This is a genomic window from Cupriavidus basilensis (assembly GCF_008801925.2).
GTDB classification, from domain to species: Bacteria; Pseudomonadota; Gammaproteobacteria; order Burkholderiales; family Burkholderiaceae; genus Cupriavidus; species Cupriavidus basilensis.
On record NZ_CP062806.1, the window covers coordinates 206,129 to 228,419 of the forward strand.

Consider the following 22,291-nt stretch of genomic DNA (forward strand, 5'->3'; position numbering starts at 1 on the left):
TCCGACAAAGCCCGCAGTGCTCCAACTAGCTGGTGGCGCCGCGATCGGATGCCTCGGCCGCTTGGGGTTGACGCACGAAACTGATCTTCCCGTGGCGCTCGACCACGATCCGCTCGGCGCCAGATAGAGACTCTTTCTGCAGCGACTGACGCATGCTGGTCGGTCGGAAAGAGCAGCGCCGGCTCACCGGTAAAAATCTAAGGGGCGCGAGCGGCAGTAGCTAGGAGTTGCCCTGGGTGCGCTCCAGGTCCGCCGAGAAGAGGTCGTACAGGCACGCCGGCTGCTGGGGGCGGCAGGTGGGGTGCCGACGATAATGCCGGCAAAGCTGCCGTCGGCGTGCGACAGCCTGCGGCTAAGGCCGATCGACTAGCCAGCATCCGACAGGCGCGGCTGGAATGGCTGGCTGATATACAGCCCGACGGTGGCCGAATCGCGGTGTACCTTGAAGTAATCGCGGTCAGCGAGATTGACGGGACGGGGAGGGGTTGAGCGGGAGTCGAGCACGAGGTTGCCTTGCTCGTCCGTCACCAGCAGGGTACCCACGTCCGTCGCGGTCGTGAAGCGGTCAAACAACACTAGCTGGCGGATGGCAGGAGACAACCGGAGAATCTTGGTGTCCTTGACGCCGTCGATCACGGCGTACATCGACAGTTCGTAGATTTCCAGATTGCGAGAGATATCGCGCTCCAGGATCAGCGAGAGATTGGCGGCCCCCCTCTTGTGCGCGTGCCAACGCGTCCTGACGCATTTTGAACAGTGCACAACCCCCTATCGCGCGATGGCGACAGCGAGCGCAATGCTGCTGGCCACGAAAATACGGCGTGCCTTTAGAGTAACGTCTTTGACGCGGGCCAAGGCTATCCGGATGTTCGTTTTAGGTTGTTACTCTACCCAAGCGCGAGCGCGCCGATTGTACTCACTCAACACCTGGCAACCGCGCGACCAGCGGCCTGAGGCCACCACTGGGCGGCCTACGAGGGTAGCCTGCGTTGTAGGACAGCGCCCGCTGAACCACTTGCGGCGTGCTCTATACAATGAAAGGAGAGCGTAGTTGGCGGCCAGGATTGAAAATGAGCAAGCCAGCATACACACTGCTTCGGTTCGACAGCTCGCCCGCAATGCGCAGGTGGCGTGGGCTAAAACGGGCCCCCTCTTCGGCGCTTCTCCGAAACGTGGCATCTGGTGATCAACACCAGCACCAACATAATCATCTTCCTAATGGTGTTCCTGATCCAGCAAAGCCAGAACAAGGGCGCTGTAGCTGTCGATCTGAAGCTCAACGAGCTGCTGGTCTTGCACAAGGAAGCAAGGAACATGCTGATCTCGAGCGAAGAGCGGGCACGGCAGTGTGCCGGGCCGAGCGGCGACGGCCCCGTAGCACAGCTGTGTCGCTCTCGGCCTCCCGTGCGCACCACTCTCGAAAAGGGAGGCGCCTTTCGTGGACAGTAACCTGCCCCCGTCCGGTATCGACGAAGCCATGCGCACGGGGCTGCGCGAGGCCGGATTGCGCTATGTCGATGATAATACGCCGGGCATCACGCGCCGCCGCTACGGCGCCGGCTTTGCGTATCTCGATGCAAACGGCAAGCCGGTGCGCGACGCCGCGACGCTGGCGCGCGTTGCGGCGCTGGCGATTCCTCCGGCGTATGAAGCGGTCTGGATTTGCGCTGACCCGGCGGGGCACCTCCAAGCCACCGGACGCGACGCGCGGGGCCGCAAGCAGTACGTCTACCATCCTGACTGGGGTGCACTCCGGGATTCCGACAAGTACGCACGCCTGGCGACCTTCGGCACCGCGCTGCCGCGGCTGCGCGCGCGCGTCGCGCGCGACCTTGGGCGCAACGGCATGCCACGCGAGAAAGTGGTTGCGGCGGTGGTGCTGCTGCTCGATGCCACGCTCGTGCGTGTTGGCAGCCCGCGCTACGCGCAGCAGAACCGTACCTACGGTCTCACCACGCTGCGCCGCCGCCACGTCACCGTGCGTGGCAGCCGCCTGCGCTTCCAGTTCACCGGCAAGAGCGGCATCAGCCACGACGTGTCGGTCAACGATCGTCGTCTGGCCCGCGTCGTGCGCAGCTGCGCCGACCTGCCCGGCCAGCTTCTGTTCAAGTACCGCGACAGCGACGGGCAGATCCGCGAAATCGGCTCGGCTGACGTCAACGGCTATTTGCAGGCGGCAACCGGCGGAGACTTCACTGCCAAGGACTTTCGCACCTGGGCCGGCAGCGTGCATGCGTTGACGATGCTGCGCACGGCCGGCGCGGACAGCAACGAGACCGCGCGCAAGAAGCAAGTCGCGGAGGTCATCAAGGGCGTGGCGCAGCGCCTGCGCAATACAGCCGAGGTTTGCCGCAAGTGCTATGTCCACCCCGACGTCATTGAGGCGTTCATGAAGGACGAGTTGTCCGGCTGTGCGCGCGTTGCCAACATCAGCCGGCTGCGCGTAGACGAAGCGCGGCTCTTGAAACTCCTCTCGCAACGGGCGGCGGCACATTAACTGAACGGACCGCGTGGTCGCCCGGCCCGCTCGACGCCACAGGGGGGAAGGCGACCCACGTAGCTCGGCAGCGTTGGCAATGTGCGCAAGGCGGAATCCATGGGTAACCGACCGCGAAGTTGCGACGGGGCTCCGAGCGGGCCGTTGATGTGGCGGATTCCGGGGCTGAAGTGGGGGTTGTGGGTCTGGCCCCGATCAGCGGGCAAGCACATGTAGATTCGCCGTCGGGTGTGCAGATTTCGCACGCGACGGCACCGTCGCGTTTGTGATTCGCTGTGGGCGCAATGATAGCAAGCCTGGAACGGCATTTGCATCAGACGTCTTGAGCCCGCCGGCAGATGGTGGGCCCGATCAATGCCGCGGACATCGCATCTGCTATGGCACAAGCCGGATGACCGCTGGCAGTCATGGAGACGACCATGCCAAGAGCATCGAGCATAGCGCAAGCCAGGGCAGATAAGCGGGCTGGCAAGGCGCCGACCACCCAGGCCGGCCATTTCGTTCACGACGAGATCGAAGCAGTGCGCCGGGGTAAGCACGGCGTGCGCTCGGCCAAGCAGGCCATAGCGATCGGCTTGTCGGAGGCGCGCCGAGCAGGCGTTGATGTGCCGACGAAGAAGGACGCTACAAAGGTGGGGACCAAGTCCGCGAACACCACGACATTGCCCGCCAAGTCCGCCGCTATGGGTGGCGACGACAAAACGACGCCGCGACGGGTTAGTTCAGAAAGCAAGGCTACGCGCGCCCGCGTTGCCCTTGAGGCTCTCAAGCGGGAGGGCACAGCTGGTGCTTCGCATCAGGCGCTGTCTGCTCAGGCCAAGCGCGCGGCAAGCACACGTACTGCGGCCGATCGTTCCGCTTCCGCAAAGAAGGCCGCCGCAACCAAGGGGCCGACTGGCCGCTCCCAAGCGGCCCGCAAGGCCGCACGCACGCGTGCAACGAGACAGCAGGCAGGGCGCTAACATCCCGTCAGCAGCCGGCCGGCAGGCGAGGGGACGGCGCCTCTCCGGCTGCGGGTTTCTGGCACAACTCAATGTACGGGGATGACACCTTCTTTGCCACAGTACCGTTGCGCGCGTGATCGGCGAGCCGCCCGAAGGCAACCTAGCTCGACACGGTTTCACCAAGATGCTGCTATCAGGTCGTCCAGATCGGTGCTCAGCATAAGACGGCCAAGGCCGAGGCGACGCAGGCCTTCTACACCGACCTTTCTTTTGACGGCTCTGCCAGTGCCGGGTGTTCCAGCTGCATGACCTGGCGCAAGTCAGCTTGACGGACTCTGTGCGGCGCGTGGGCCTGCACGCAAGGCGTGCTCCCACCAGTTTCTCACTCGTGAGTTCGGTCGGAATCGTCCGACATTAAATTCGGAGCCGGGCACCTGCTTGCGGTCGTGGTTACTATCTATCGTTGGTTCAGGGCGATTTGCAGGTACAGCACTTGCAAGCATGCACCGCCACCTTTGCACTCTGGCCCCGCAGCATGCCTCTGCGGGGCGCGGCAGCACGCCCAAGTTCCAACGAATAGAGGTGACACATGTTCCGATCCTAGACCAATCTTATCCTTGGCCTAGCACTCGCCGCAACGGCAGTCCTCTCAGCGTGCGGTGGCGGGGATGACAGCATCGGTGCCCGCGTCGGCGTCAGTGAGCCGACTGTGCGCGTGATTTATGCTACTACCGGCGGCCCTAATCTAGATGTGCTACAGAACGGCTCCAAAACCAACCTGCTGAACGAATTCGTTTCGAAGTACTTCGACGTGGATGAGGGAAATCAGACGTTCTCGTTCAATGTTACCAACACGGATACGGAACTCGGTCGGACCACAGTGAGCACGCACACCGGCCACAAATACACGGTGGTTGCTCTGCCCGGTGCCACTGCAGCGGACGTACTGCAGATCGACGACCCGTTTGAGAAGGACCTGTTCTCCGACAAGGCTCCTGTTCGCAGCCTGAACGCATCGTTCAATGCACAGAATGTCGATATCTACCTGACCGTCCCGGCGGCTGACCTAGCAGCGGCAACGCCCACATTTGCAGCCGTCGCCTACAAGTCGGCTGTACCTGCATCGGGCAGCGATTCGATCAACCTGAATGGCGGCACCTATCGCCTGCGCATCACCACGGCCGGCACCAAGACCGTGATCTTTGACTCGGGTGCGCTGACGCTGGCGAACAACGCAGACTGGCTGATCACCACAATCCCGGTCGACGGCATCGGTGCGACAGTACCGAACAAGATCAAGGTTCTCGTCGCCCGCGGCGATGACGAATCGCAAGCTGGGCTTGAGTTGGTTACCCAGTAAGAGGCTTCATCTTTCGCGAGAGCCTGGACCTGCGGATCGGCCTTCTCTTGGGGACTTCGCCGATCTGCGGCAACAACTAAGGTCGCTTGCCGGACCTTAGCTTGACGCTCAACTATCCGCGTGAGCGACCAGCCAACGCAGCCATGGATCGCCTGCGCTGTCAGCCGGATGTGCTTGAGGCCGTCGGGGGGAAAGGTGCCGCCGGAAGCGACAGCTTACGGCCACCGCGTCGTCATCGAAGCCCTGCAGCCGGTAGGCGCAGATGGCGATGAGATGGGTCTAGCGGACCGAATAGCCGTGCACCTGCCGGGCGCCGTCGAACAGCGATTTCCCGTAGGCGACCCACTTGGCCTGTGCCGCAAAGGCATCGTCTTCATCTCCATGAAGTTTCCCGCCACGCCGTCCTAGCGTGGCGCCTCGCGGCCGGTTCGTGTCCGCCAGAAGCATTCCTCCCCTTACGCCGTCCTGTAGTTTTTACCGATTCGCGCACAAAGTGCGCACCGCTCCCGGCGCAACGGGCAAGCGTTTCGGAGGTCGCGGCGCCCGCGCAGCCGTGACTATGCCGTCTGCACGCACTGTTGGACGCCTCAACATGCAAACTGGCCCGCCAATTGCACTAGTTGTGGTAATCCCATCCAGGAGGACCCCGCGATGCAAGACGCCCGCAAATCACCCAAGGCCGCGCCGGCAACTCACAAGCCGGCGAAGGCGGGCAAGTCACACGCAACGCCCGCCGCGCGCCCAGCCACCGGCGAGGAGGATCGCACGAAGACCTACCAGGCCGCCGTCGACGACGCGCTGGAAATGAGCTTCCCAGCCAGCGATCCGATCTCACCCAGTGCAGCCATGCATGCCGAAAAGAGGACGCAGACTGCGCGCGACAATGTGGACTGGAAGCTCAAGCGCGGTAGCGAACACCAGCCAGTCGGCGCCAAGCCCGCCGGCCGTCGTACGGGCACCACTGACCGCAAGTGACCGCCACCGCTAACCTGAAAGGAGCAAGCATGCCGTCGATCATTGCAGTGCGCTTCGATAGCTTCGCCGAGGCGAGACCACCGCCAGCCGCCTGCAGGTTCCGGGCCTCACCGAATAAGACCCCAGCCATTTCTATGTCAACCCTCCAAGGTAGTACGGGGAAAATCCGGTCGGTGGCAACCATGGCATCAAGGGGCACGAAAATCGGGAATCGGAGCGCTCGGCGGCGTACTGATCAGCACGGCGAACGGCGCCTACGTGAGATCCAGGTCGGTGCGCAGGCGCGCGACGGCCGGCGCAATCCGCGTGCCGGTCTGCCGTCGGTTCGCAATGCAGGCGTAATGTTTGCCGTAATGTTTGCCGCGCATGCCAGACGCAAGAACGACGAGCGGTTGCGGACCCCGCTGCACACGGGCGAAGCGGAGGACGTGGAGCGGGCAGATCGCGATCAGAGTCGACGCTCGTGAGCAGCAACATTGGGTCCAGGACTTTCTACAAGCAAGGAGTTATCCATGACGTCAGTCGAATCACACAATCCTGGCCTCGAGTCAGGCGCCTCCATTGTTGGCTGGGTTGACCAGAATTCTCCGGGCCCGGGCCCGTTCGTGATGGCGGCCGACACGCTGGAAGGCAACAAGGTGGTGGATCCCGCTGGTGAAAACATCGGCACCATCGACCATATCATGATCGACGTGCCAGGCGGGCGCGTAGCCTATGCCGTGATGACCATGAGCGGCTTTCTCGGCATCGGCGAAAAGCTGTTCGCGCTGCCGTGGTCCGCTCTCACGCTGGACACTCGGCGCAAGTGCTTCGTGCTCGGGGTCGAGAAAGACCGCCTAAAGGCCGCACCAGGCTTTGACAAGGACCATTGGCCGAGCATGGCGGACTCGCGGTGGGCCACCAGCATCCATGAGTACTACGGAATATCGCCGTACTGGGAATCCGAGAATTACGACGCAAGGGGCTGACACCCGGGGAGCGAGAAGCAGTGAACAGGGGGGAGTGAGGGTGAAAGTCGGTGGAGTGTCCGCCGACTTTCTTGCGCTGTGGTTCTGCGGCATGAAGGGAAGGGGCTTCGCCGGATTGCGGGGAAGGTCTTTTTGAGATGCCGCTGGTTCGCCTTTGAGGTTGGGGCCTGCGGCTGGCTTCTATCGTCGCTCTGCGGCCCCGGCTTCGCTTTGAAGGGCGAGTCGCTTTTGTCCGAGCGAGCCGGTTATTCGGCGGAAAGCGGTATCTATTCTCCTCCTCCGAGGATTTCCCAGTAACGGTCCCGGCTTGCGGGTCCACCATCGAGCAATCGGAGACGTCCACCGACGAATTGACGGCTTCCAATGAGGCGTTGCAAGCCATCAACGAAGAATTGTGGTCGGCCACCGAGGAGCTCGAGGCGAGCAAGGAGAAATTCCAATCCATCAATGAAGAGTTGGTTACGGTAAATACGGAACTGAAAGCCAAGGTAGACGAGACCGCCAAGATGAATGACGACCTGCAGAACCTGATCACGGCCAATGATATTGGCACCATCTGCGTTGAGCGGGACATGCGCATCAAGCGCTTCACTCCCCGTGCGGTGGATGTGTTCAGCATCATCCTTTCGGATGTTGGCCGGCCACCGTTCGACATCACGCACCGGCTTGAATATGACGGGCTTGCCTGGGATACGGCAGAAGCATTCAGCTAACTGCGCAGGATCGAGCGAGAAGTGAGGAGTACCCACGGACATTGGTACATTGTTCGCATCATGCCTTACCGGACGGCGGAAGATCGCATCGACGGTGCCGTGCTTACCTATATTGACATCACCGCGCGATGGGAAGCCGAAGAGCGCTTGCACGAGGGCGGAAGGCGCATGCGCGTCGTGGCGGAAAACACCAAAGAGTACGCCATCATTACGCTTGATGAGAACGGCTTGATCGTGACCTGGAACGCGGGCACATCGCGCATGTTTGGCTTCGATGAAAGCGAGGCCATCGGGCAGCCCTTCGAATCTCTCTATTCCCAAGACGACCGCGAACTGATCGAGCCGCAGAACGATTTGCAGCGGGCCCGCGATGAAGGCCGAGTCGATCAAGAGCGTTGGCATGTGCGCAAGGATGGTTCGCGTTTCTATTGCAGCGGCGTAGCCAAATTGCTGACGCGCGCGCCAGAGGCGCATAGAAGCCCGCAGGTGTCGTGCGCGGCCGAAAGGCATCGGCCGAATGCCGGTTCGATGCGAATGATACCGACAAAGCGAGCGTAGTTCATTCCACACGACCCGCAAGGCCTGGACTTGGGCACGGATGTTGCATTTCGACCAAGTCGCATCTGACGATGCAAGCCGTGACGAAAAAGGGGAAATCATGGGATCTCACACAACGGTGGCGCTGATAAAAGCGCTTCATCCGACCCAACTCACCTTGGGCATGGATCATGTGCGACAAAAAATGGACGCGAGCCGGGCTCACATGGCAACGTTCCAGGCGTTCATGGAGCGACATCCCATCAAGGCCGTTCTGGGTCCCAATGGTCAACTCTATATTATTGACCATCATCATTGGGCCCGCGCATGGCTGGAGCTCGGTAAGGAACGGACACCGATTGTTGTCGTGCGTGACCTGCACAAGCTTGGCAAGAGCGCATTCTGGCGACGAATGTCGGAGCTGGGCGACGTCCATCCCTACGACGAGCAAGGCGTTCACCGAGCCATCTCAGCGTTGCCGCCAACGGTGGAAGGAATGATAGATGACCCATACCGCAGCCTCGCGGCATTCGCGCGGAACGCAGGTGGGTACAGGAAGCCGAAATGCGCCTACGCAGATTTTCAATGGGCGGCATTCTTCCGCAAACATGTGAAGGGCGATCTGCATACCATTCACGGCTTCGCCCAGGCGCTAGCTAACGCCACGCGTCTTGCGCGCAGCCGCACGGCCCGCAAGCTTCCCGGCTATCTGGGCGCCTAGCTATCTGACGACTCCGGCACATTGGCTCGACGCACGAAGCTGATTTTTCCGTCGCGTTCCACGACAATCCGATCCACCCCAGATAGCGACTCTGTCTGCAAGGACTCGCGGAGATTGGCGGCGAGATCGCGTTCGCTAATCTCGGTGCGTGCAAGTGCGTCGCGATCCAGCGTCCCCTTCGAAAGCAGCTCAATCGGATTGCCCCCGACGATGCGGTCGAACGCAGAGAATCGCGTGGCGAGCCAGCCGACAGACCGATGCATAAGCACGAGGACAGCCGATGCACCCGTTGCGGTGCCCATGGAGGTCGCGCCCACCACGGCACGCGACAGAACTGCGCCCAGCAACAGCATGATGCACAGATCAAACGAGGTCTTTTGGGCAAAAGAACGACGCCCAGCCAACCGCAATAGCGCCCAGGCGATCACGAAGACGACTGCGGCGCGCAGCATCGCCTGCCACCAAATAGGATGCTGCGTGGCGGCGAACAGAGTCTCGAGAACATTTGCAGCGGTCATCTGTGTGGGGTGTTTTGAGTTGCTCTACAGTCTCGCTAGTGAGTGCCATGGTCCAATTTTTTTCCCTTCGGGTGCGCTCGCAAGTCGTTTGGACCGCCTGCTTTTACGGGATGCCGGTTCCTCCTGATGAGCCAAAGACCTGGCCGGTCACGTAGCTCGAATCCAACGCCGAGAGCTGCACGTAAAGCGGCGCGAACTCTGCCGGTTGGCCTGGTCTGCCCATGGGGGTGTCCGATCCGAATTTCTTCAGCTTCTCTACCGTTTGTCCTCCGGTGACTTGCAACACCGTCCAGAATGGGCCGGGCGCGACAGCATTGACCCGGATTCCGCGACTCGCCATCTGTTTGGCTTGTCCCTTGGTAAAATTGGTAATCGTAGCCTTAGTCGCGGCGTAGTCGAGGAGGTTCTCAGATGGATCGGTGGCATTTACCGAGCTGGTGTTGATGATGGTGACGCCCGGCGGCAGGTGCGGGATCGCCGCCTTGGTTATCCAGAAAATGGCGTAGACGTTTGTCTTGAATGTCCATCAAATTGTTCCGTTGTGATATCAAGGATAGAGTCTGCACTGTGTTGCCGGCCGGCGTTATTGACCAGAATATCCAACCCTCCCAGGCCGCGCACAGCAGACTCCACGAGTGAACGGCAGAATGCCTCGTCCCGGATATCGCCGGGCAGTGCGACTGCCTTACGCCCTGCCTCCTGGATCAACTGCACGACCTCCCTGGCATCCGGCTCTTCCGCGGGCAAATAGTTGATGGCGACATCTGCTCCTTCGCGCGCGAATGCGATCGCGGCCGCACGGCCGATACCGGCATGACCACCAGTGATAAGTGCCTTGCGTCCCGCGAGTCGCCCAGAACCCCGATAGCTTTCTTCGCCATGGTCGGGCCGTGGCGTCATTTTCTTCGCAAGTCCAGCCATTGTTGGGTCTGTTCGGAAAAGGGTGGAGCGGTATAGTCGCGCCTGGGATCGCGCAGACGCAGCGTACTTGCAGGGCCTTCGCCCACTGCGGCACTCGGCGCCTCGCCTTGCCTTGCCTTGCCTTGCCCCGCAGCATGCGCTATCGAGACCATCAGCGTGGCGCCCGCTCCCCGACGCAGCCGTCGCCGGGCCGGTGAGATATCGTCATTGGCCATGATAGTTCCTCCGTTAACGTCGGATAGCTGCAACCTGCTTGCAGCCATACCTAGTTACCTAGTCGATGATTGACGACGTGCAATACCCAGGCCAGGTACATTCGACAGCAGGCAAAATCGTCCCATCTAAAAGTCGCTCGCTCGTAGCGATGGCCACTACGGATGGGATCATGCGTGTAGAAACTACGCGCCTAGGGAATCCTTGCAGGTAAAGGAGCGTGAATGGGCCGGACTAGAGGGGAGGGTGATCCGGCTTCGGCTCGTGGCGTTCGAGTTTACGGAGGGCGTCTTCATGCGCGAATGGCCTCAAGCTGGCGCGGAAGAAAGCTGCCGCAGACTTTCGGAGAGCTCGCAAGGCGGGGGAAAGTGCTTTCGGTATGGCCAGAAGAGAAACTCGCCGAAACCGGTCTCCCCTGCCGCACATGCAGAGACCGCACACCCGCAATCAGCGCATAGGAAAAACAAGAAAAAGCCGGCACCCCGTAACCCGAAGTCTCGGCTCGCCAATCTCCGTAATGCATCAGGGCAGCACCACATGTTGCTGCTACACGCCCCGGATAGAGCTGGCGCTTACGTTGGCGCTGGCCCCCTTGATAGCCCTGTTGACCGCCCCGTTGCGCGCCGCTGCGGTCCTGCTGTAACTACTGGCCCTGGCACTACTGGCCCTGGCCCTTGTCCTGATTGTCCATCTGGCCGCCACCTCTCCGCTTCTTGTCCTGGTCGCTACCTTGCTGGCCGGCGCGTTGGCCAGATTGCAACTGGTCTTTCTGCTTCTGGCCCGATTGCGGTTAACTTGATCGCTGTTGCTGCTGTCCCATGATCGTCTCCATGACGCGGCGGACTTGCCGCATCACCATAGCTGCAATCGGCGCGCCTGCCTGGTTGCCTCTAATAGCACAGCCGGCGTGCAGAGGCGGTGTTGGCTTCGATCGTGCGCTGGTCGGAATTACAAATTACTGCTCCGAATTACACATGTCGCAGCATAGCGGGGTGTGACATGCATGGCAGTTTGCCGCTGCGTCGCTCCGTGTCGGGGAGGTACGCTTCTTGCGATTCGCGTTCATGCGGTTCACGAGGACTCATGGATTCAACTCGTGTGGCTGCTCATGCCGAACCTGACCACGCCATAAGGAGAGAGCGATGAAAATTCCTGCACTTACCCTGCGCATGACCTGTGCCGCTGCTGCGCTGACGGTCGCGACTGCCAGCGCCTTTGCGATCGATACAGGCGGCTTCATGCGCGTCGCCGCCGACACCACAACGGCTGTGCTACCCAACTCGGGCCCTGGCATGCCGGCGCGCGCCGAAGGTGACCGCGACCAGCGGCCCGCGGCCACCACTGACGTGAGCGCAAACAAGGTCGAGCAATCCGTCGGCGACAGCGCCATTACAACCAAAGTGAAGACCAAGCTGCTTGCTACCAAGGACCTGAAGTCCACGGGCATTCACGTGAAAACCGAGGACGGCACGGTCAACCTGAGCGGCTCGGTGCCGACAAAGGCCCAGCACCAACTCGCAGTCGATGCCACGCGTAGCGTTGAGGGCGTGAGCTCGGTAAACGACAAACTGAAGGTGCTATCGCGCTAGTCCGCAACCGACTTGCTCGGGGGATACCCCGCAGGACAGACTCACCTGAGCAGCGCGGAGCCTCAGTCTACGATCCGGGCCCCCAGGTTCTCGTGCCGCGCTTCCGTTTCCGCGGCCGCCCGCCTGGCTGAGGCGCTTCACGCACAACTCGTACTCGAGCGGCGCGCACCAGTGCGGTGGTCTACCATGGCGAGTGCCTGCTGCGGCCCGATCACGAGGTGTACGCGATGCCGGTCAAGAAAGGCGCGCGCCGGTACGGCGGGACGCAACATGTGATATGAGTCTCCTGCGCAACGTGATAACGCCGATGGTGAGCCGGGCGCAAAGCAGGGCGCCAAGTGGCACCGTCCGCTTGGCGCCCTCACGCAAGGTGATCGCGCGGGCGAAAACGCGCGGCGGCAGTTGTTGTTTAAGGGGTCCGGTCAGGCGAGACCGTGCCCGAACCCGCCGCCCAGCCGGAGCCAGAGGGGCGTGGCACGCGCAGACGGTTCTCCACTTCCAACACGCCACCAAGGCTGGCCGGCGGTCTGCAATGAGTCAGTGGTGCGCCACTGCGCCAGCTGGCTGCCGACACCCGCGATGTGATGGCGCCGGGCGCGCACACTTCCATCGGGCCGACGGTCGGCCGGGATTCCGGCCTTGTGCAGAGCTTCCAATTGCTCCGCGGCGCGCCCGTAACCGGTCGCCGCGATGATTTTTTCTCTGCTCAGGGTCAGTGATCCTATGCGCTTCTCCCAGTCCTGCCGGGTTGTCTCAAGCATACATTCCGCTGCTGCTTCCACTTCTGCCATGTTTTACGCATCACACGGGCGAATGCGATTTCCGTATGTGGCCGGTAAACGCACGGACTAATCGGCACTTTTTCGGAGCGCATCGTGCTACGATGCGGCAAAAAAAAAGAAGCCCCCTGTATGCCCGCCAAATTTTTCGACTATCGCGACTTCGAGGTAACTGTCTTTGCTGAGCAAAGCTTCACGGGCCTTTGGGTCGCCACGTACCACGCATTTCCCTTCGTTGGGAGCGCGTCGGAAAGCCCCGAGGAGGTCATGTCCTTCAGATTCCTCTGCGATGGCCGGGAGCACAGGCTGGTCCGGAACGCGCAGGAGGCGATCCACGAAGCCGAGAATTTCGCACGGGCTGCCATCGACACCAAGTTGTTGTGCGCTTCGCTGCGCACCTAGGTGTTTGCTCCCAGCCTTGTTATCCGCCGCCCCAACATGACGCAAATGGAAAAGTATTTCAGCAAGGAAGTCGCCGGCGCCATTGGCATTGGTGCCGCTCTCCAGGTCGCTGATCTCGCCAGGCTGATGCGTGAGACGATGGATCGGTCCAACGCTAGGCTGATCGCTGCCGGACACCCCACCCTTCAGGAGCAGTGGGCCAAAGTTGAACAAAAGATCGCGTCCAGCAAACGGGGGCGCGAGAAGCCGCACGCGCTGCCATGCTAGGATTTCCCTTGACTTGGGAGGGAGACGATGGAAGAGCAACGAAAAGGTGTTTATCGAGGCTTTGAAATGTCCTCGACAGTCCATGGGGATCCCGCTGCCGGTTTTCACGTCATTGCCCAGCGAGTCCAACTCACGGCTCCAGGGACGTCGGTTCACGTGCCCATTGACGATATCGCGGCCGCGCGATTCGTGGACATTGACAGCGCCCTTGTCGCCTCCTTCGCGTGCATTCAAGCCGCAATTGACAGGCACATCCAAGGATTGGAAGCACGCTAGAGGGTTGTTACGATGACTAAGGAAAAATCCTTCGACAAAGAGCTTGCTGACAAGGTTGGCGTAGACAAGGTGCACCATGTGGCTGTGCTGAGGGCAGGAGACACGCGAATGCCTTGAGAGGATCAATGTCGAGCGCGCATTGCTTGGCCTGGGCCCTGTTCAGGACCCGATAGACGCGCTTGTGGACTTCGATAAAATCCTGAGTCTTCGTGGCGACCTGACCAAGTGATTCAGTGGTATGGCGCGTCATGCCGCGTTCCGAGGGAATCCATCATGCTGCACGCCGTCGAGCAGGCGCCCGGCAGCCTTCTTACCCACCCGGGCGGCGCCGATGCCATCGCCAAACTCGTGCACTTCGCGCCAGTTCAGCGCAATGCTTGCCGGGTCGGCCTTCCAGCTGGATAGGCGCACTGGATCGCGTAGACCAGTTCGTCGTCCAGCTGCCAGAGATTGGTCAGATCGAAGCCGCTGCACTCGCCGGCGTTCCACCAGGCGAGCAGGAAGTCCGCGACGCGGCGGGCCCGTTTGTACACACGCTGGACCACATCTTCCACTCGAGAACCAGGAAGGAAGGTTCAGGATAGACGCCGGCCGGCAATCGAAAGTAGCTGCGGTCGCTGCACGACTTCCGCCGGGTTATGACTCTATTCCGAATACATCATTGTGGTCCTGGTTTCCCTCCTTCAACATGGGCGCCCGCGGCCTGAACCGTGCAGGGTCGCACCCCATGCACATAAGGCGGCGCAGCGCTGTGCAGCCGCTTCGACAAGAAGGGAGACACCATGCAAGCGCAATCTGCATCGCGCAGGACGGAAACCGTACGCAGTTGAGCGTGGTTAGCCGTGGCGCTGCTGGTGATGCCGAGGAGCGTATCGATGGCGCAAGGTACCGGCCAGCCTTCGGTTGTTGCCGAGGACGAAGTCATGCAGGGCTTTCCGCCGCCACCCGACACGCAAATCAGCCGCGGCAACGGCCTGCGCCCGCCGTATATGCGCTGGGTGTTCCCGCATGCGCGCGAGATGTCGTCAACTGTGGGCATCCAACATGCCAATTAGCCGCTGGTCCTGTCGGGTCAACCAGGCACGGAGCTGGACGCCACCACGCTTGCCATAGCGGGCAATACCGTCCGGCTGGCCGACTACCTGCGCGATACGCATACCGATGGCTTTATCGTGCTGCATCAGGGCAAGGTCGTGTATGAGCGCCACTTTGCGGGCTTCTGTGTGCTTCGTAGAGTGCCTCAGCAGGTGGGTCGTCTCCGAGGCCGTTGTTGGCTACCCAGAAGGATGCCGCACAGGGTTGGAATAGAAACCCGCGAGCGGGGTATCGCCGCCTCCAGAAAGTCTGGCTGGCAGGCAGGCGGATCTATCGGCCGGAATGGTTCTGTGTGGGATTTATCACCGTACCCTCCAGTTTCTCCACGAGAAATTCAGCGAGGACTGCTACCGCAGGCGGCACTGGCGGGCGGCTCGTGTAGACGAGTTGAAGCCCGAGGCCCGTGCTAGCGCGTCGATAGGTTGGTAGCACGCGCACCAATTTTCCCTGTGCGATGATGGGCTCAACCATCAGTTGCGGCAGTAGTGCAATACCCAGGCCAGCCGTACAAGCCTGCACCAGGACTCGCATGTCGTTGACCGTGAACCGGCCGTTGATCGACACCTCCTGAGTGCCGCGTGGGCCCTGCAGGCGCCACGTGCTGCGACCTTGGCGACTGGAAATCGTCAGGCAGTCGTGCTCGGATAGTTCACGCAGCATGCGTGGTGCAGGGTGTATTTCCAGATAGGCCGGACTCGCCGCGAGGATCATTGAACTTGGCGCCAGCCGACGTACCTTGAAGCCACTACCGGTCTCGATGCCCATGCGCAACGCCAGATCCACGCGCTCGGCGATCAGGTCGGTTGGCGTATCGTCGAGCAGAAACTCGATGCTGATGTGTGGATAGCGCACGTAGAACTCGGCCAACCATTCCAGTCGAAAGAATTCGAACAGGCCAGCCATCGCGGTAACGCGAACCACGCCGGACGGTGCCTGCGCATCTTCATGGAGCCGCCCGATCTCGAGGATCTGGTCAAGCGCTGGGGCATAGCGTTCGAACAGGGCCTGACCTTCCGTGCTTGGCGCGAGCTTGCGTGTTGAGCGATGCAGCAGACGTGTGCCCAGTTGGCCTTCGAGTTGATCGATGCGCCGGCTCAGCGTATTGGCCGGCATGCGCAGACGCCTCGCCGCCTCGGAGAAGCTGCCGGCACGTACCACCTGGACGAACATAGTAAGGTCATTCAGGTCGAGCATTGGATTGCTCCAAAAATGGATGAATCAAATCCAATCCTACCATCTAGTGTGAAGCGGATCTATTACCCATACTTGAGTCACCAGATAGCAAGCGGCCGTGAGACCAAGCTCGATTTCGGCCGAAGCGCTCAATCAGTCACCCCGTTCGGAGAAAACATTATGAAACTGCTACACGTAGATTCCAGCATCCTCGGCCAAGGCTCTGTCAGCCGTGATTTGTCGGCAGATGTCGTCGTGACTTTTCTCGGCCGTGATCCCGGCCTTGCAGTCACGCACCTTGACCTTGCCGCCACACCAATCGGCCATCTGACGGCAGCACACCTCGCGGCCGCGCAAGGTGCTCCGGTCGACGACGCGTTGAAGTCCGATGTTGCCATGGGGGAAATCGCACTCGAGGAGTTTCTGGCAGCCGATATCGTGGTCATCGGCGCGCCCATGTACAACCTTGGCATTCCCTCTCAACTGAAGGCCTGGATCGACCGTATCTCCGTCGCCGGGAAGACGTTCCGATATGGCGAGCATGGCCCGGTCGGTTTGTGCGGCGGCAAGAAGCTCGTCATTGCCTCGTCGCGCGGTGGCGTCTACAGCGAGGGCTCGCCCGCCGCCGCCTTCGATCATCAGGAAACCTATCTGAAGGTCGCCTTCGGTTTCCTTGGCATCACCGATATCACCTTCATTCGTGCGGAAGGTGTAGCAATGGGGCCGGACGCGCGCAGTGGCGCCATCGCCTCGGCGAAGCAAGGGACTGCCGCGCTCGCCGCGTGAGGTGGCACCGCACGGGAGAATCCCCATGCGGAACAGGCAAGCGTGAGGCGATCCTGGAGGCGGCGGCAGTCCGGCTTCGTCCCATCCTCATGACGACCGCGGCCATGGTGCTGGGTAGCGCCATTGGTGTGGGCGACCGGTGCCGGAGCGGCAGGTCGCCACGACATGGGGCTGGTGATCTTCGCTGGTCTTGGTATCGGCACGCTGCCGACCTTGTTTCTGGTGCCGGCCATGTACATGTTTGCGGGAAGCACGGACATGCGTGAAGCGATAGCGAAAGCACCGGGCCCGGAAATCGCGAGCGGCGCTCTCCAATTCCTGAGAGGAGGTACCCAACCATGCCCGCCAATGCCAACTGCCTGACAACGCGCGTCACAGTGCCGCGCCAATAACAAGTCAATCACCTGGAGAACATCCCATGAATGCCGTCATCCAGAATTCGCCCACAGCCTTCGGCGGTGTTGGCCGCAACGTTATCTTCCGCACGCGCGGCCTCGCGCATGGTCCGGTCGCCCGCATGGTCAGTCCCGGCGACGTTGGCAAGATGATCAAGCCGTTCGTATTTCTTGATCTCATCGATACGCAGGAGGCGATCGGGGAACAGGGTTTCGGTTGGCATCCGCATTCTGGCATCGCCACGTTGACACTGGCGATCGAGGGGGAAGGTCGATATGCCGAATCGACCGGCCACGAAGGAAAGATCGTTGCTGGCGACATCGAATGGATGTGCGCCGGCCGTGGCGTCTGGCACTCCGGCTTCGCCGTGCCCCCAATCAAGGCTTTCCAGTTGTGGGTCGCCCTGCCGCCAGAGCGGGAACTGGCTCCCGCTTTCAGCCAACATCTTTCGGTCCGCGACATCCCGTCGGACGGACCGGCGCGTGTGCTGCTCGGCCGCAGTGGCGAGGCAGTCAGCCCGATCGATGCACCCTCGGGTGTCAACTATTTCGTTGTACATCTCGAGGCTGGCCAGCGCTGGACTTACCAGCCTCCGCAGGGCTACCGGGTCGGTTGGGTCGCAGTGATGGACGGCGCCGTACTCACGCCAGACCGAGTCGAAAGAGGGGAGCTGGCCGTATTCGACCAGTCGGACGCGGCGCTCGAATTCGAAGCGTTGACCAGTACGCGCTTCGTGCTTGGTACCGCAATTCCACACCCACATGATCTCCACCTTGGCTACTACTCGGTGCATACCACCCCCTCGGCGCTAATCGAGGGCGAGCGCGAGATCAAGCGTATTGGTCACGAGCTGCGCGCCAAGGGCGTGCTGGGCTGATCGATCGCCCTCGTGGCGCGATGCGACTCCACTCAATTTCGCCTCGCGGTTCTAAGCCGTATAGCTTCAGCTAGGAGCAATTCCATGACACATGGCATCGACGCGCACAAGCGCTGGCTTGCCCTTATTGTGCTCTGCCTGGGCATGTTGATGATCGTTCTGGATACGACCATCGTCAATGTCGCACTGCCGTCCATCCGTGCAGACTTGGGCTTCAACGAAACTTCGCTCGTGTGGGTGGTCAACGCCTACATGCTGACCTTCGGCGGCTTCCTGCTGCTGGGCGGGCGGCTGGGTGATCTGTTCGGGCATCGCAAGCTGTTCCTGTTCGGCATTGCGCTGTTCACGTTGGCTTCTGCTGCGTGTGGAATGGCGAACTCACAGGGGTTGCTGATTGCGGCGCGGGCCGTTCAGGGGCTAGGTGGCGCGTTGGTGTCGGCGGTGTCGCTGTCGCTCATCATGAACCTGTTCACCTCGCCGGCAGACCGCGCCACGGCGATGGGCATCTACGGGTTCGTGGGTGCAGGCGGTGGCAGTATCGGCGTGTTGCTGGGTGGTTTGCTGACCAGCGCATGGAGCTGGCACTGGATCTTTCTGGTGAATTTGCCGATCGGCGTGGCGGTGTATGGCGCGTGTGTGGCGCTCCTGCCCGTGGGGAAGGCGCCGGCCAATCGCGGCAAGCTGGATGTGGCGGGTGCCATAACGGTTACCGCATCGCTGATGCTGGCTGTGTACGCCGTCGTGCACGGCAACGAAGCCGGCTGGACGTCAGCGCAAACGATTCTCCAACTGGGCATTGCCATCGTGATCGTGATGGCGTTCCTTGTTATCGAATCGCGCGTATCGCATCCGCTCGTGCCTCTGCGCATGCTGACGCTGCGCAATGTGGCTACGGCCAACGTCGTGGGATTGTTGTGGGCGGCTGCGCTGTTCGCGTGGTCCTTCATCTCGGCGCTGTATATGCAGCGCGTGCTGAACTACAGCGCAATGCAAGTGGGGCTGGCCTTCCTGCCGGCCAGCATCATCATGGCGACGTTCTCATTGGGGGTGTCCGCCAGGCTGGTGATGCGCTTCGGGATCCGCACGCCGTTGTCGTTGGGCTTGCTGGTGGCGGCAGCCGGGCTGGCGCTGTTTGCGCGTGCGCCGACCGATGGCAGCTTCCTGCTGGACGTGCTGCCGGCCATGGTGCTGCTTGGCCTCGGCGCGGGGTTTGCCTTCAACCCGGTGTTGCTGGCCGCAATGAGCGGTGTGGCGCCCGAGGAGTCAGGCCTGGCGTCGGGGGTGGTCAACACCTCGTTCATGATGGGCGGCGCGCTGGGCCTGGCCATCCTGGCGAGTCTGGCGGCCGCGCGTACCGATGGCTTGGCCGCTATGGGTGCCGATGCCATGACGGCGCTCAATGGTGGCTACCACGTCGCTTTCCTGCTCGGGGCCGTTGCGGCGGCAATGGCCTCTGTGCTAGCCGGGACCTTTGTGCGTACACACTCGCACGGCCAGGCGCGGGGTGCGACGTCCCCCGCTAGTCCCTCCTAGCCAGGCCTGTGGACTTTGCTTAGGATGAAGGCCGGAACGGGGTTGCCTTCTCCGGAAAATCTTCTATGATCTTCCTCGTAAGATGTTTTTGAGTGTATCGGGCCAGCAAACGCTGACACCGAACCTGGCAACCCACGTCACACAGAAGGAAACCTGAATGAAACCTGTTCGTTTCGAGCGTCACGATTCCGTTGGGCACATCGTGTTGGGGAACCCGCCGCTCAACCTTATTGCCACCGATTTCTCCGAAAGCCTGAGCGAGGCCATTCAAGAGGCCAGTGAATCGGAGATCCGGGTTCTTCTTATCCGTGCGGAAGGCCCGAACTTCAGTCAAGGCGGCGACATCCTCGACTTTATCGACAAGGAATTCAATGCCTGGCGCACCTTCATCAGCGATATGCATCACTCGTATCGCAAGATCGAGGCGCTTCAGATCCCAACCGTGTGTGCCGTGCGTGGCCGGGCGTGGGGCGGTGCGTTCGAACTCACACTCGCGTGCGACTTTATCGTGACCGCAGACAACGCTTCATTCTGCTGCATTGAGCCTTCAGTCGGTACTGCACCTGTCTGCGGAGGCGTGCAGCGGATAGCGGAACGAGCGGGACCCGCGCGCGCTGCACGCTACGTCATGCTAAGCGAGGTGATGTCAGGCACTACAGCCGGCGAGCTAGGCATCGCCGCATTTGTGGTGTCCGAGGACGACGTGGAAAGAACGGCGTTGGATCTTTCGATCCGGCTTTCGAACGGCCCTACGCGTTCATATGCAGCCATCCGTGCGCTCCTTAAGGCTTGGGCGGCGGGTGGTGTGCCAGGCGCGGACCAGGTGGTGCTCGATCTCACGATGCCCCTGCACAATACCGAAGATGCGCGACGCGGGCGGACCGCGCGTGTCGAGGCGATGAAGCGGGGCGTGGAACCTGAACCTGTCACATTCCTCGGGCGCTGATTCTGGTCTGGATTCCCCGTATACCGAGAGCTTCTGCCAAGCACCCCGGAAAGGATCGGGGTGCTTTTGGTTCAACGATGATTAGGTGAGCGAGACCGATACGTGCTCAACGACTGCGCGCGGATCGCCGGCCCGAGGGCGTCGATGCAGCGCGTGATGCCCCGTCTTCCTCATCGTCTTCCAACCCGGGAAGCACCATCTCTTCCATCAATGCCAGCGTCCGAAGGCAGAAGTCATTGCCAGCAGCACGCTCTTCCTCCGAGAAGCGCGCCATTGCCGGCGCAATGGACGATTCGTTGGCCAGCTTCTCCACGGCTTGCTCTACCGTCTCAAGTCCCTTCTTCGTAAGATGAACGATGAAGCCGCCCGCGTGGCCAGGATCGATCCTGCGCTCGACCATGCCGTGGCCAGCCAGTCGATCGATTTTCTTGGTGATTGCACCCGAAGTCACGATCAGCGCGCGATAAAGATCCGTTGGGCGCTTGGCATAAGGTGGGCCTCCCCGGCGCAACGCCAACAGCACGCGCATGTCCGACCCCTTGATGCCCCAGGTGCGCTGACACATGCGGTCAAATGACCGCTCGACGAGCGTGCCCAATCGCATGAAGTAGATCGCAAGCAGGAAGTTCGAGAGGTCGAGATCGGTTCGCTCGTGCTGCCACTGGAGGGAAATGAGGTCGATGTGACTGCTGCCGGGCGCGCGCGGCTTGCGAGCCGATTCCACCGGTGTGGCGGACGCAGGTTTTTTTCGGGCCCGGCTGGAGGTAGTTTGCTTCGCGGCTGCGGAACTCATCGTATTATCTTCCTTGGAAGAATGCAGTTTTCTTGCTGGCCCCTGATCCGTCAAGTCCAGCCGCGCTCCATTGTACGTGAATTCAAACACGTGAAAATTGCTTCCGGCGTGCCAGGCCGAAGGAAAGAACCGGCCGTTGGCTCAGTATCAGGTAGGCGGGTCGGTTTCCGCGGCATCGAGTCGACGCAGGTTTCCGAGCCCGCGCATTTCACTCGGCATGCCGGGGTTGCTCCACCCATACTCCAACTCCACCAGCCCGGTGTACCCGCGATCGACGAGCGTTCGCAGAACGCTCTCGAAGTTGATTTCTCCGCTCCCTTGTTCGAGGCTGCCCGAATTGTCGGCAAGCTGGACAACCTCTATGAAATTCCATGCCCGCTCCAGGTTGAATAGCAGGTCGCCGTCCATGCTCTGGACGTGCGCCGTATCGAAGATCAGTCGAACCGACGGGTGGTCGACGGCCCTGGCCATGGCGCAGGCGTCGTCAATATGCTCGAGCAGCATGCTGGGGGCGCTGCAGCGACTCAGCGTTTGCAGGCAGAGGACGACGCTGCTCTCAAATGCAGGTCGGCGGCATAGCGCAGGCTTTCGATGAACGCGGCATGCTGCAGGGCGATCGGAACCTGATTTCTGGCGCCGCCAAGCACAGCGAGCCTGCGTGTGCCCAACCGTTTGGTGGCCGCAATGGCTTCCGCAAGCTCATTTTCAATCCATCTCCTGGCGTCGGCGCTTGACGTTGCCCAGCTTGTGTTGCGAAGCTGGTCGAAGGCTGTGTACAGCATACAACCTGCATCAAGTCTGTGCCGCGCAAGCGCGTTACCGACACGCTCCTGTTCGGGCGCGCTTCGCATCCGGGCCGCCGCATAGAGAACTCCTGCGAACTGCCTCTCTGTCGCGAACGAGACATGATCGAAGGGGTCATCGCTCCCAACCGATGCCGTGAACAGCGGCTGGTAGGGAGGGCGGTAACCGAGATGCGGTGCGTAGCGTAGATTCCAGGTCATGGGCTGGT

The 22,291-nt window shown here is 61.4% G+C and carries 21 protein-coding genes and 5 pseudogenes; 15 read left to right on the forward strand and 11 right to left on the reverse strand.

What is annotated here, in order from left to right:
• Positions 1–25: 25 nt before the first annotated feature.
• Both F7R26_RS41565 and F7R26_RS38500 read right to left on the reverse strand, forming a co-directional pair.
• Complete coding sequence (locus F7R26_RS41565) at positions 26–154, reverse strand: hypothetical protein (protein ID WP_277820380.1); 129 nt, start codon at positions 152–154, stop codon at positions 26–28.
• A gap of 212 nt (positions 155–366) precedes the next feature.
• A complete protein-coding gene (locus tag F7R26_RS38500) occupies positions 367–762 on the reverse strand; it encodes a PDC sensor domain-containing protein (protein ID WP_150984774.1) in 396 nt (131 codons plus the stop codon).
• Positions 763–1,084: 322 nt separating this feature from the next.
• On the opposite strand from F7R26_RS38500, the pseudogene F7R26_RS41345 reads away from it, so the two are divergent.
• The 8 genes and pseudogenes from F7R26_RS41345 to F7R26_RS38540 all read left to right on the forward strand — a co-directional run.
• Positions 1,085–1,335, forward strand: a pseudogene (locus F7R26_RS41345) (low affinity iron permease family protein); the annotation flags it as partial.
• 142 nt (positions 1,336–1,477) lie between these two features.
• Positions 1,478–2,497 carry a DNA topoisomerase IB gene (locus tag F7R26_RS38510; RefSeq protein ID WP_150984897.1) on the forward strand — a complete coding sequence of 340 codons (1,020 nt, stop codon included), beginning with the start codon at positions 1,478–1,480 and terminating at the stop codon, positions 2,495–2,497.
• 419 nt (positions 2,498–2,916) lie between these two features.
• Entirely contained in the window at positions 2,917–3,459 is a 543-nt protein-coding gene (locus tag F7R26_RS38515; protein ID WP_150984775.1) for a DUF6496 domain-containing protein, read from the forward strand.
• Between the two features lie 595 nt (positions 3,460–4,054).
• Positions 4,055–4,801, forward strand: a complete 747-nt coding sequence (locus F7R26_RS38520) for a DUF4397 domain-containing protein (RefSeq protein ID WP_170301800.1) — start codon at positions 4,055–4,057, stop codon at positions 4,799–4,801.
• A 651-nt stretch (positions 4,802–5,452) separates the two neighbouring features.
• Entirely contained in the window at positions 5,453–5,776 is a 324-nt protein-coding gene (locus F7R26_RS38525; RefSeq protein WP_150984776.1) for a hypothetical protein, read from the forward strand.
• Positions 5,777–6,288: 512 nt separating this feature from the next.
• Positions 6,289–6,744 (forward strand): PRC-barrel domain-containing protein, encoded by a 456-nt coding sequence (locus F7R26_RS38530; protein WP_150984777.1) that lies wholly within the window; start codon positions 6,289–6,291, stop codon positions 6,742–6,744.
• 314 nt (positions 6,745–7,058) lie between these two features.
• Positions 7,059–7,910: pseudogene (locus F7R26_RS38535) on the forward strand (PAS domain-containing protein); the annotation flags it as partial.
• Positions 7,911–8,055: 145 nt separating this feature from the next.
• Complete coding sequence (locus tag F7R26_RS38540; protein WP_241754822.1) at positions 8,056–8,715, forward strand: ParB/Srx family N-terminal domain-containing protein; 660 nt, start codon at positions 8,056–8,058, stop codon at positions 8,713–8,715.
• On the opposite strand, the gene F7R26_RS38545 is transcribed toward F7R26_RS38540, so the two are convergent.
• On the reverse strand, positions 8,712–9,233 hold the full coding sequence (locus tag F7R26_RS38545; protein ID WP_150984778.1) for a DUF421 domain-containing protein: 522 nt from the start codon (positions 9,231–9,233) through the stop codon (positions 8,712–8,714). The two genes, F7R26_RS38540 and F7R26_RS38545, sit on opposite strands and share 4 nt — an antisense overlap.
• A gap of 103 nt (positions 9,234–9,336) precedes the next feature.
• Positions 9,337–10,369: pseudogene (locus tag F7R26_RS38550) on the reverse strand (SDR family oxidoreductase).
• A gap of 1,140 nt (positions 10,370–11,509) precedes the next feature.
• Here F7R26_RS38550 and F7R26_RS38560 point away from each other — a divergent pair.
• Positions 11,510–11,956: a BON domain-containing protein gene (locus tag F7R26_RS38560; protein ID WP_241754823.1), complete on the forward strand. Its 447-nt coding sequence runs from the start codon at positions 11,510–11,512 to the stop codon at positions 11,954–11,956.
• Positions 11,957–12,378: 422 nt separating this feature from the next.
• On the opposite strand, the gene F7R26_RS38565 is transcribed toward F7R26_RS38560, so the two are convergent.
• The 3 genes and pseudogenes from F7R26_RS38565 to F7R26_RS38575 form a co-directional block, all read right to left on the reverse strand.
• Positions 12,379–12,717, reverse strand: a complete 339-nt coding sequence (locus tag F7R26_RS38565) for a DUF4224 domain-containing protein (RefSeq protein ID WP_150984780.1) — start codon at positions 12,715–12,717, stop codon at positions 12,379–12,381.
• 117 nt (positions 12,718–12,834) lie between these two features.
• Positions 12,835–13,758 carry a hypothetical protein gene (locus F7R26_RS38570; RefSeq protein WP_150984781.1) on the reverse strand — a complete coding sequence of 308 codons (924 nt, stop codon included), beginning with the start codon at positions 13,756–13,758 and terminating at the stop codon, positions 12,835–12,837.
• A 344-nt stretch (positions 13,759–14,102) separates the two neighbouring features.
• Positions 14,103–14,234, reverse strand: a pseudogene (locus F7R26_RS38575) (DUF7673 family protein); the annotation flags it as partial.
• A gap of 321 nt (positions 14,235–14,555) precedes the next feature.
• On the opposite strand from F7R26_RS38575, the gene F7R26_RS41350 reads away from it, so the two are divergent.
• Entirely contained in the window at positions 14,556–14,735 is a 180-nt protein-coding gene (locus F7R26_RS41350) for a hypothetical protein (protein ID WP_241754824.1), read from the forward strand.
• A 310-nt stretch (positions 14,736–15,045) separates the two neighbouring features.
• Here F7R26_RS41350 and F7R26_RS38585 read toward each other — a convergent pair whose 3' ends face one another.
• On the reverse strand, positions 15,046–15,969 hold the full coding sequence (locus F7R26_RS38585) for a LysR family transcriptional regulator (RefSeq protein ID WP_150984783.1): 924 nt from the start codon (positions 15,967–15,969) through the stop codon (positions 15,046–15,048).
• A 159-nt stretch (positions 15,970–16,128) separates the two neighbouring features.
• On the opposite strand from F7R26_RS38585, the gene F7R26_RS38590 reads away from it, so the two are divergent.
• The 5 genes and pseudogenes from F7R26_RS38590 to F7R26_RS38610 all read left to right on the forward strand — a co-directional run bounded on the left by F7R26_RS38590 (position 16,129) and on the right by F7R26_RS38610 (position 20,486).
• Positions 16,129–16,734 (forward strand): FMN-dependent NADH-azoreductase, encoded by a 606-nt coding sequence (locus F7R26_RS38590; protein WP_150984784.1) that lies wholly within the window; start codon positions 16,129–16,131, stop codon positions 16,732–16,734.
• A 29-nt stretch (positions 16,735–16,763) separates the two neighbouring features.
• Positions 16,764–17,097, forward strand: a pseudogene (locus F7R26_RS38595) (efflux RND transporter permease subunit); the annotation flags it as partial.
• Positions 17,098–17,152: 55 nt separating this feature from the next.
• Positions 17,153–18,007, forward strand: a complete 855-nt coding sequence (locus F7R26_RS38600) for a pirin family protein (protein WP_150984785.1) — start codon at positions 17,153–17,155, stop codon at positions 18,005–18,007.
• Between the two features lie 84 nt (positions 18,008–18,091).
• Entirely contained in the window at positions 18,092–19,540 is a 1,449-nt protein-coding gene (locus F7R26_RS38605; protein ID WP_150984786.1) for a DHA2 family efflux MFS transporter permease subunit, read from the forward strand.
• A 157-nt stretch (positions 19,541–19,697) separates the two neighbouring features.
• Positions 19,698–20,486 carry an enoyl-CoA hydratase/isomerase family protein gene (locus F7R26_RS38610; RefSeq protein ID WP_150984787.1) on the forward strand — a complete coding sequence of 263 codons (789 nt, stop codon included), beginning with the start codon at positions 19,698–19,700 and terminating at the stop codon, positions 20,484–20,486.
• Between the two features lie 106 nt (positions 20,487–20,592).
• Here the strand turns inward: F7R26_RS38610 and F7R26_RS38615 are convergent, their stop codons facing one another.
• Genes F7R26_RS38615 through F7R26_RS38625 form a run of 3 tightly spaced genes read right to left on the reverse strand, consistent with a single transcriptional unit; the run spans position 20,593 to position 22,283 of the window.
• On the reverse strand, positions 20,593–21,369 hold the full coding sequence (locus F7R26_RS38615; protein WP_241754825.1) for a MarR family winged helix-turn-helix transcriptional regulator: 777 nt from the start codon (positions 21,367–21,369) through the stop codon (positions 20,593–20,595).
• 57 nt (positions 21,370–21,426) lie between these two features.
• On the reverse strand, positions 21,427–21,783 hold the full coding sequence (locus F7R26_RS38620) for a TIM barrel protein (protein WP_241754826.1): 357 nt from the start codon (positions 21,781–21,783) through the stop codon (positions 21,427–21,429).
• Between the two features lie 20 nt (positions 21,784–21,803).
• Positions 21,804–22,283 (reverse strand): apurinic/apyrimidinic endonuclease family protein, encoded by a 480-nt coding sequence (locus F7R26_RS38625; RefSeq protein ID WP_150984789.1) that lies wholly within the window; start codon positions 22,281–22,283, stop codon positions 21,804–21,806.
• Positions 22,284–22,291: the final 8 nt, after the last annotated feature.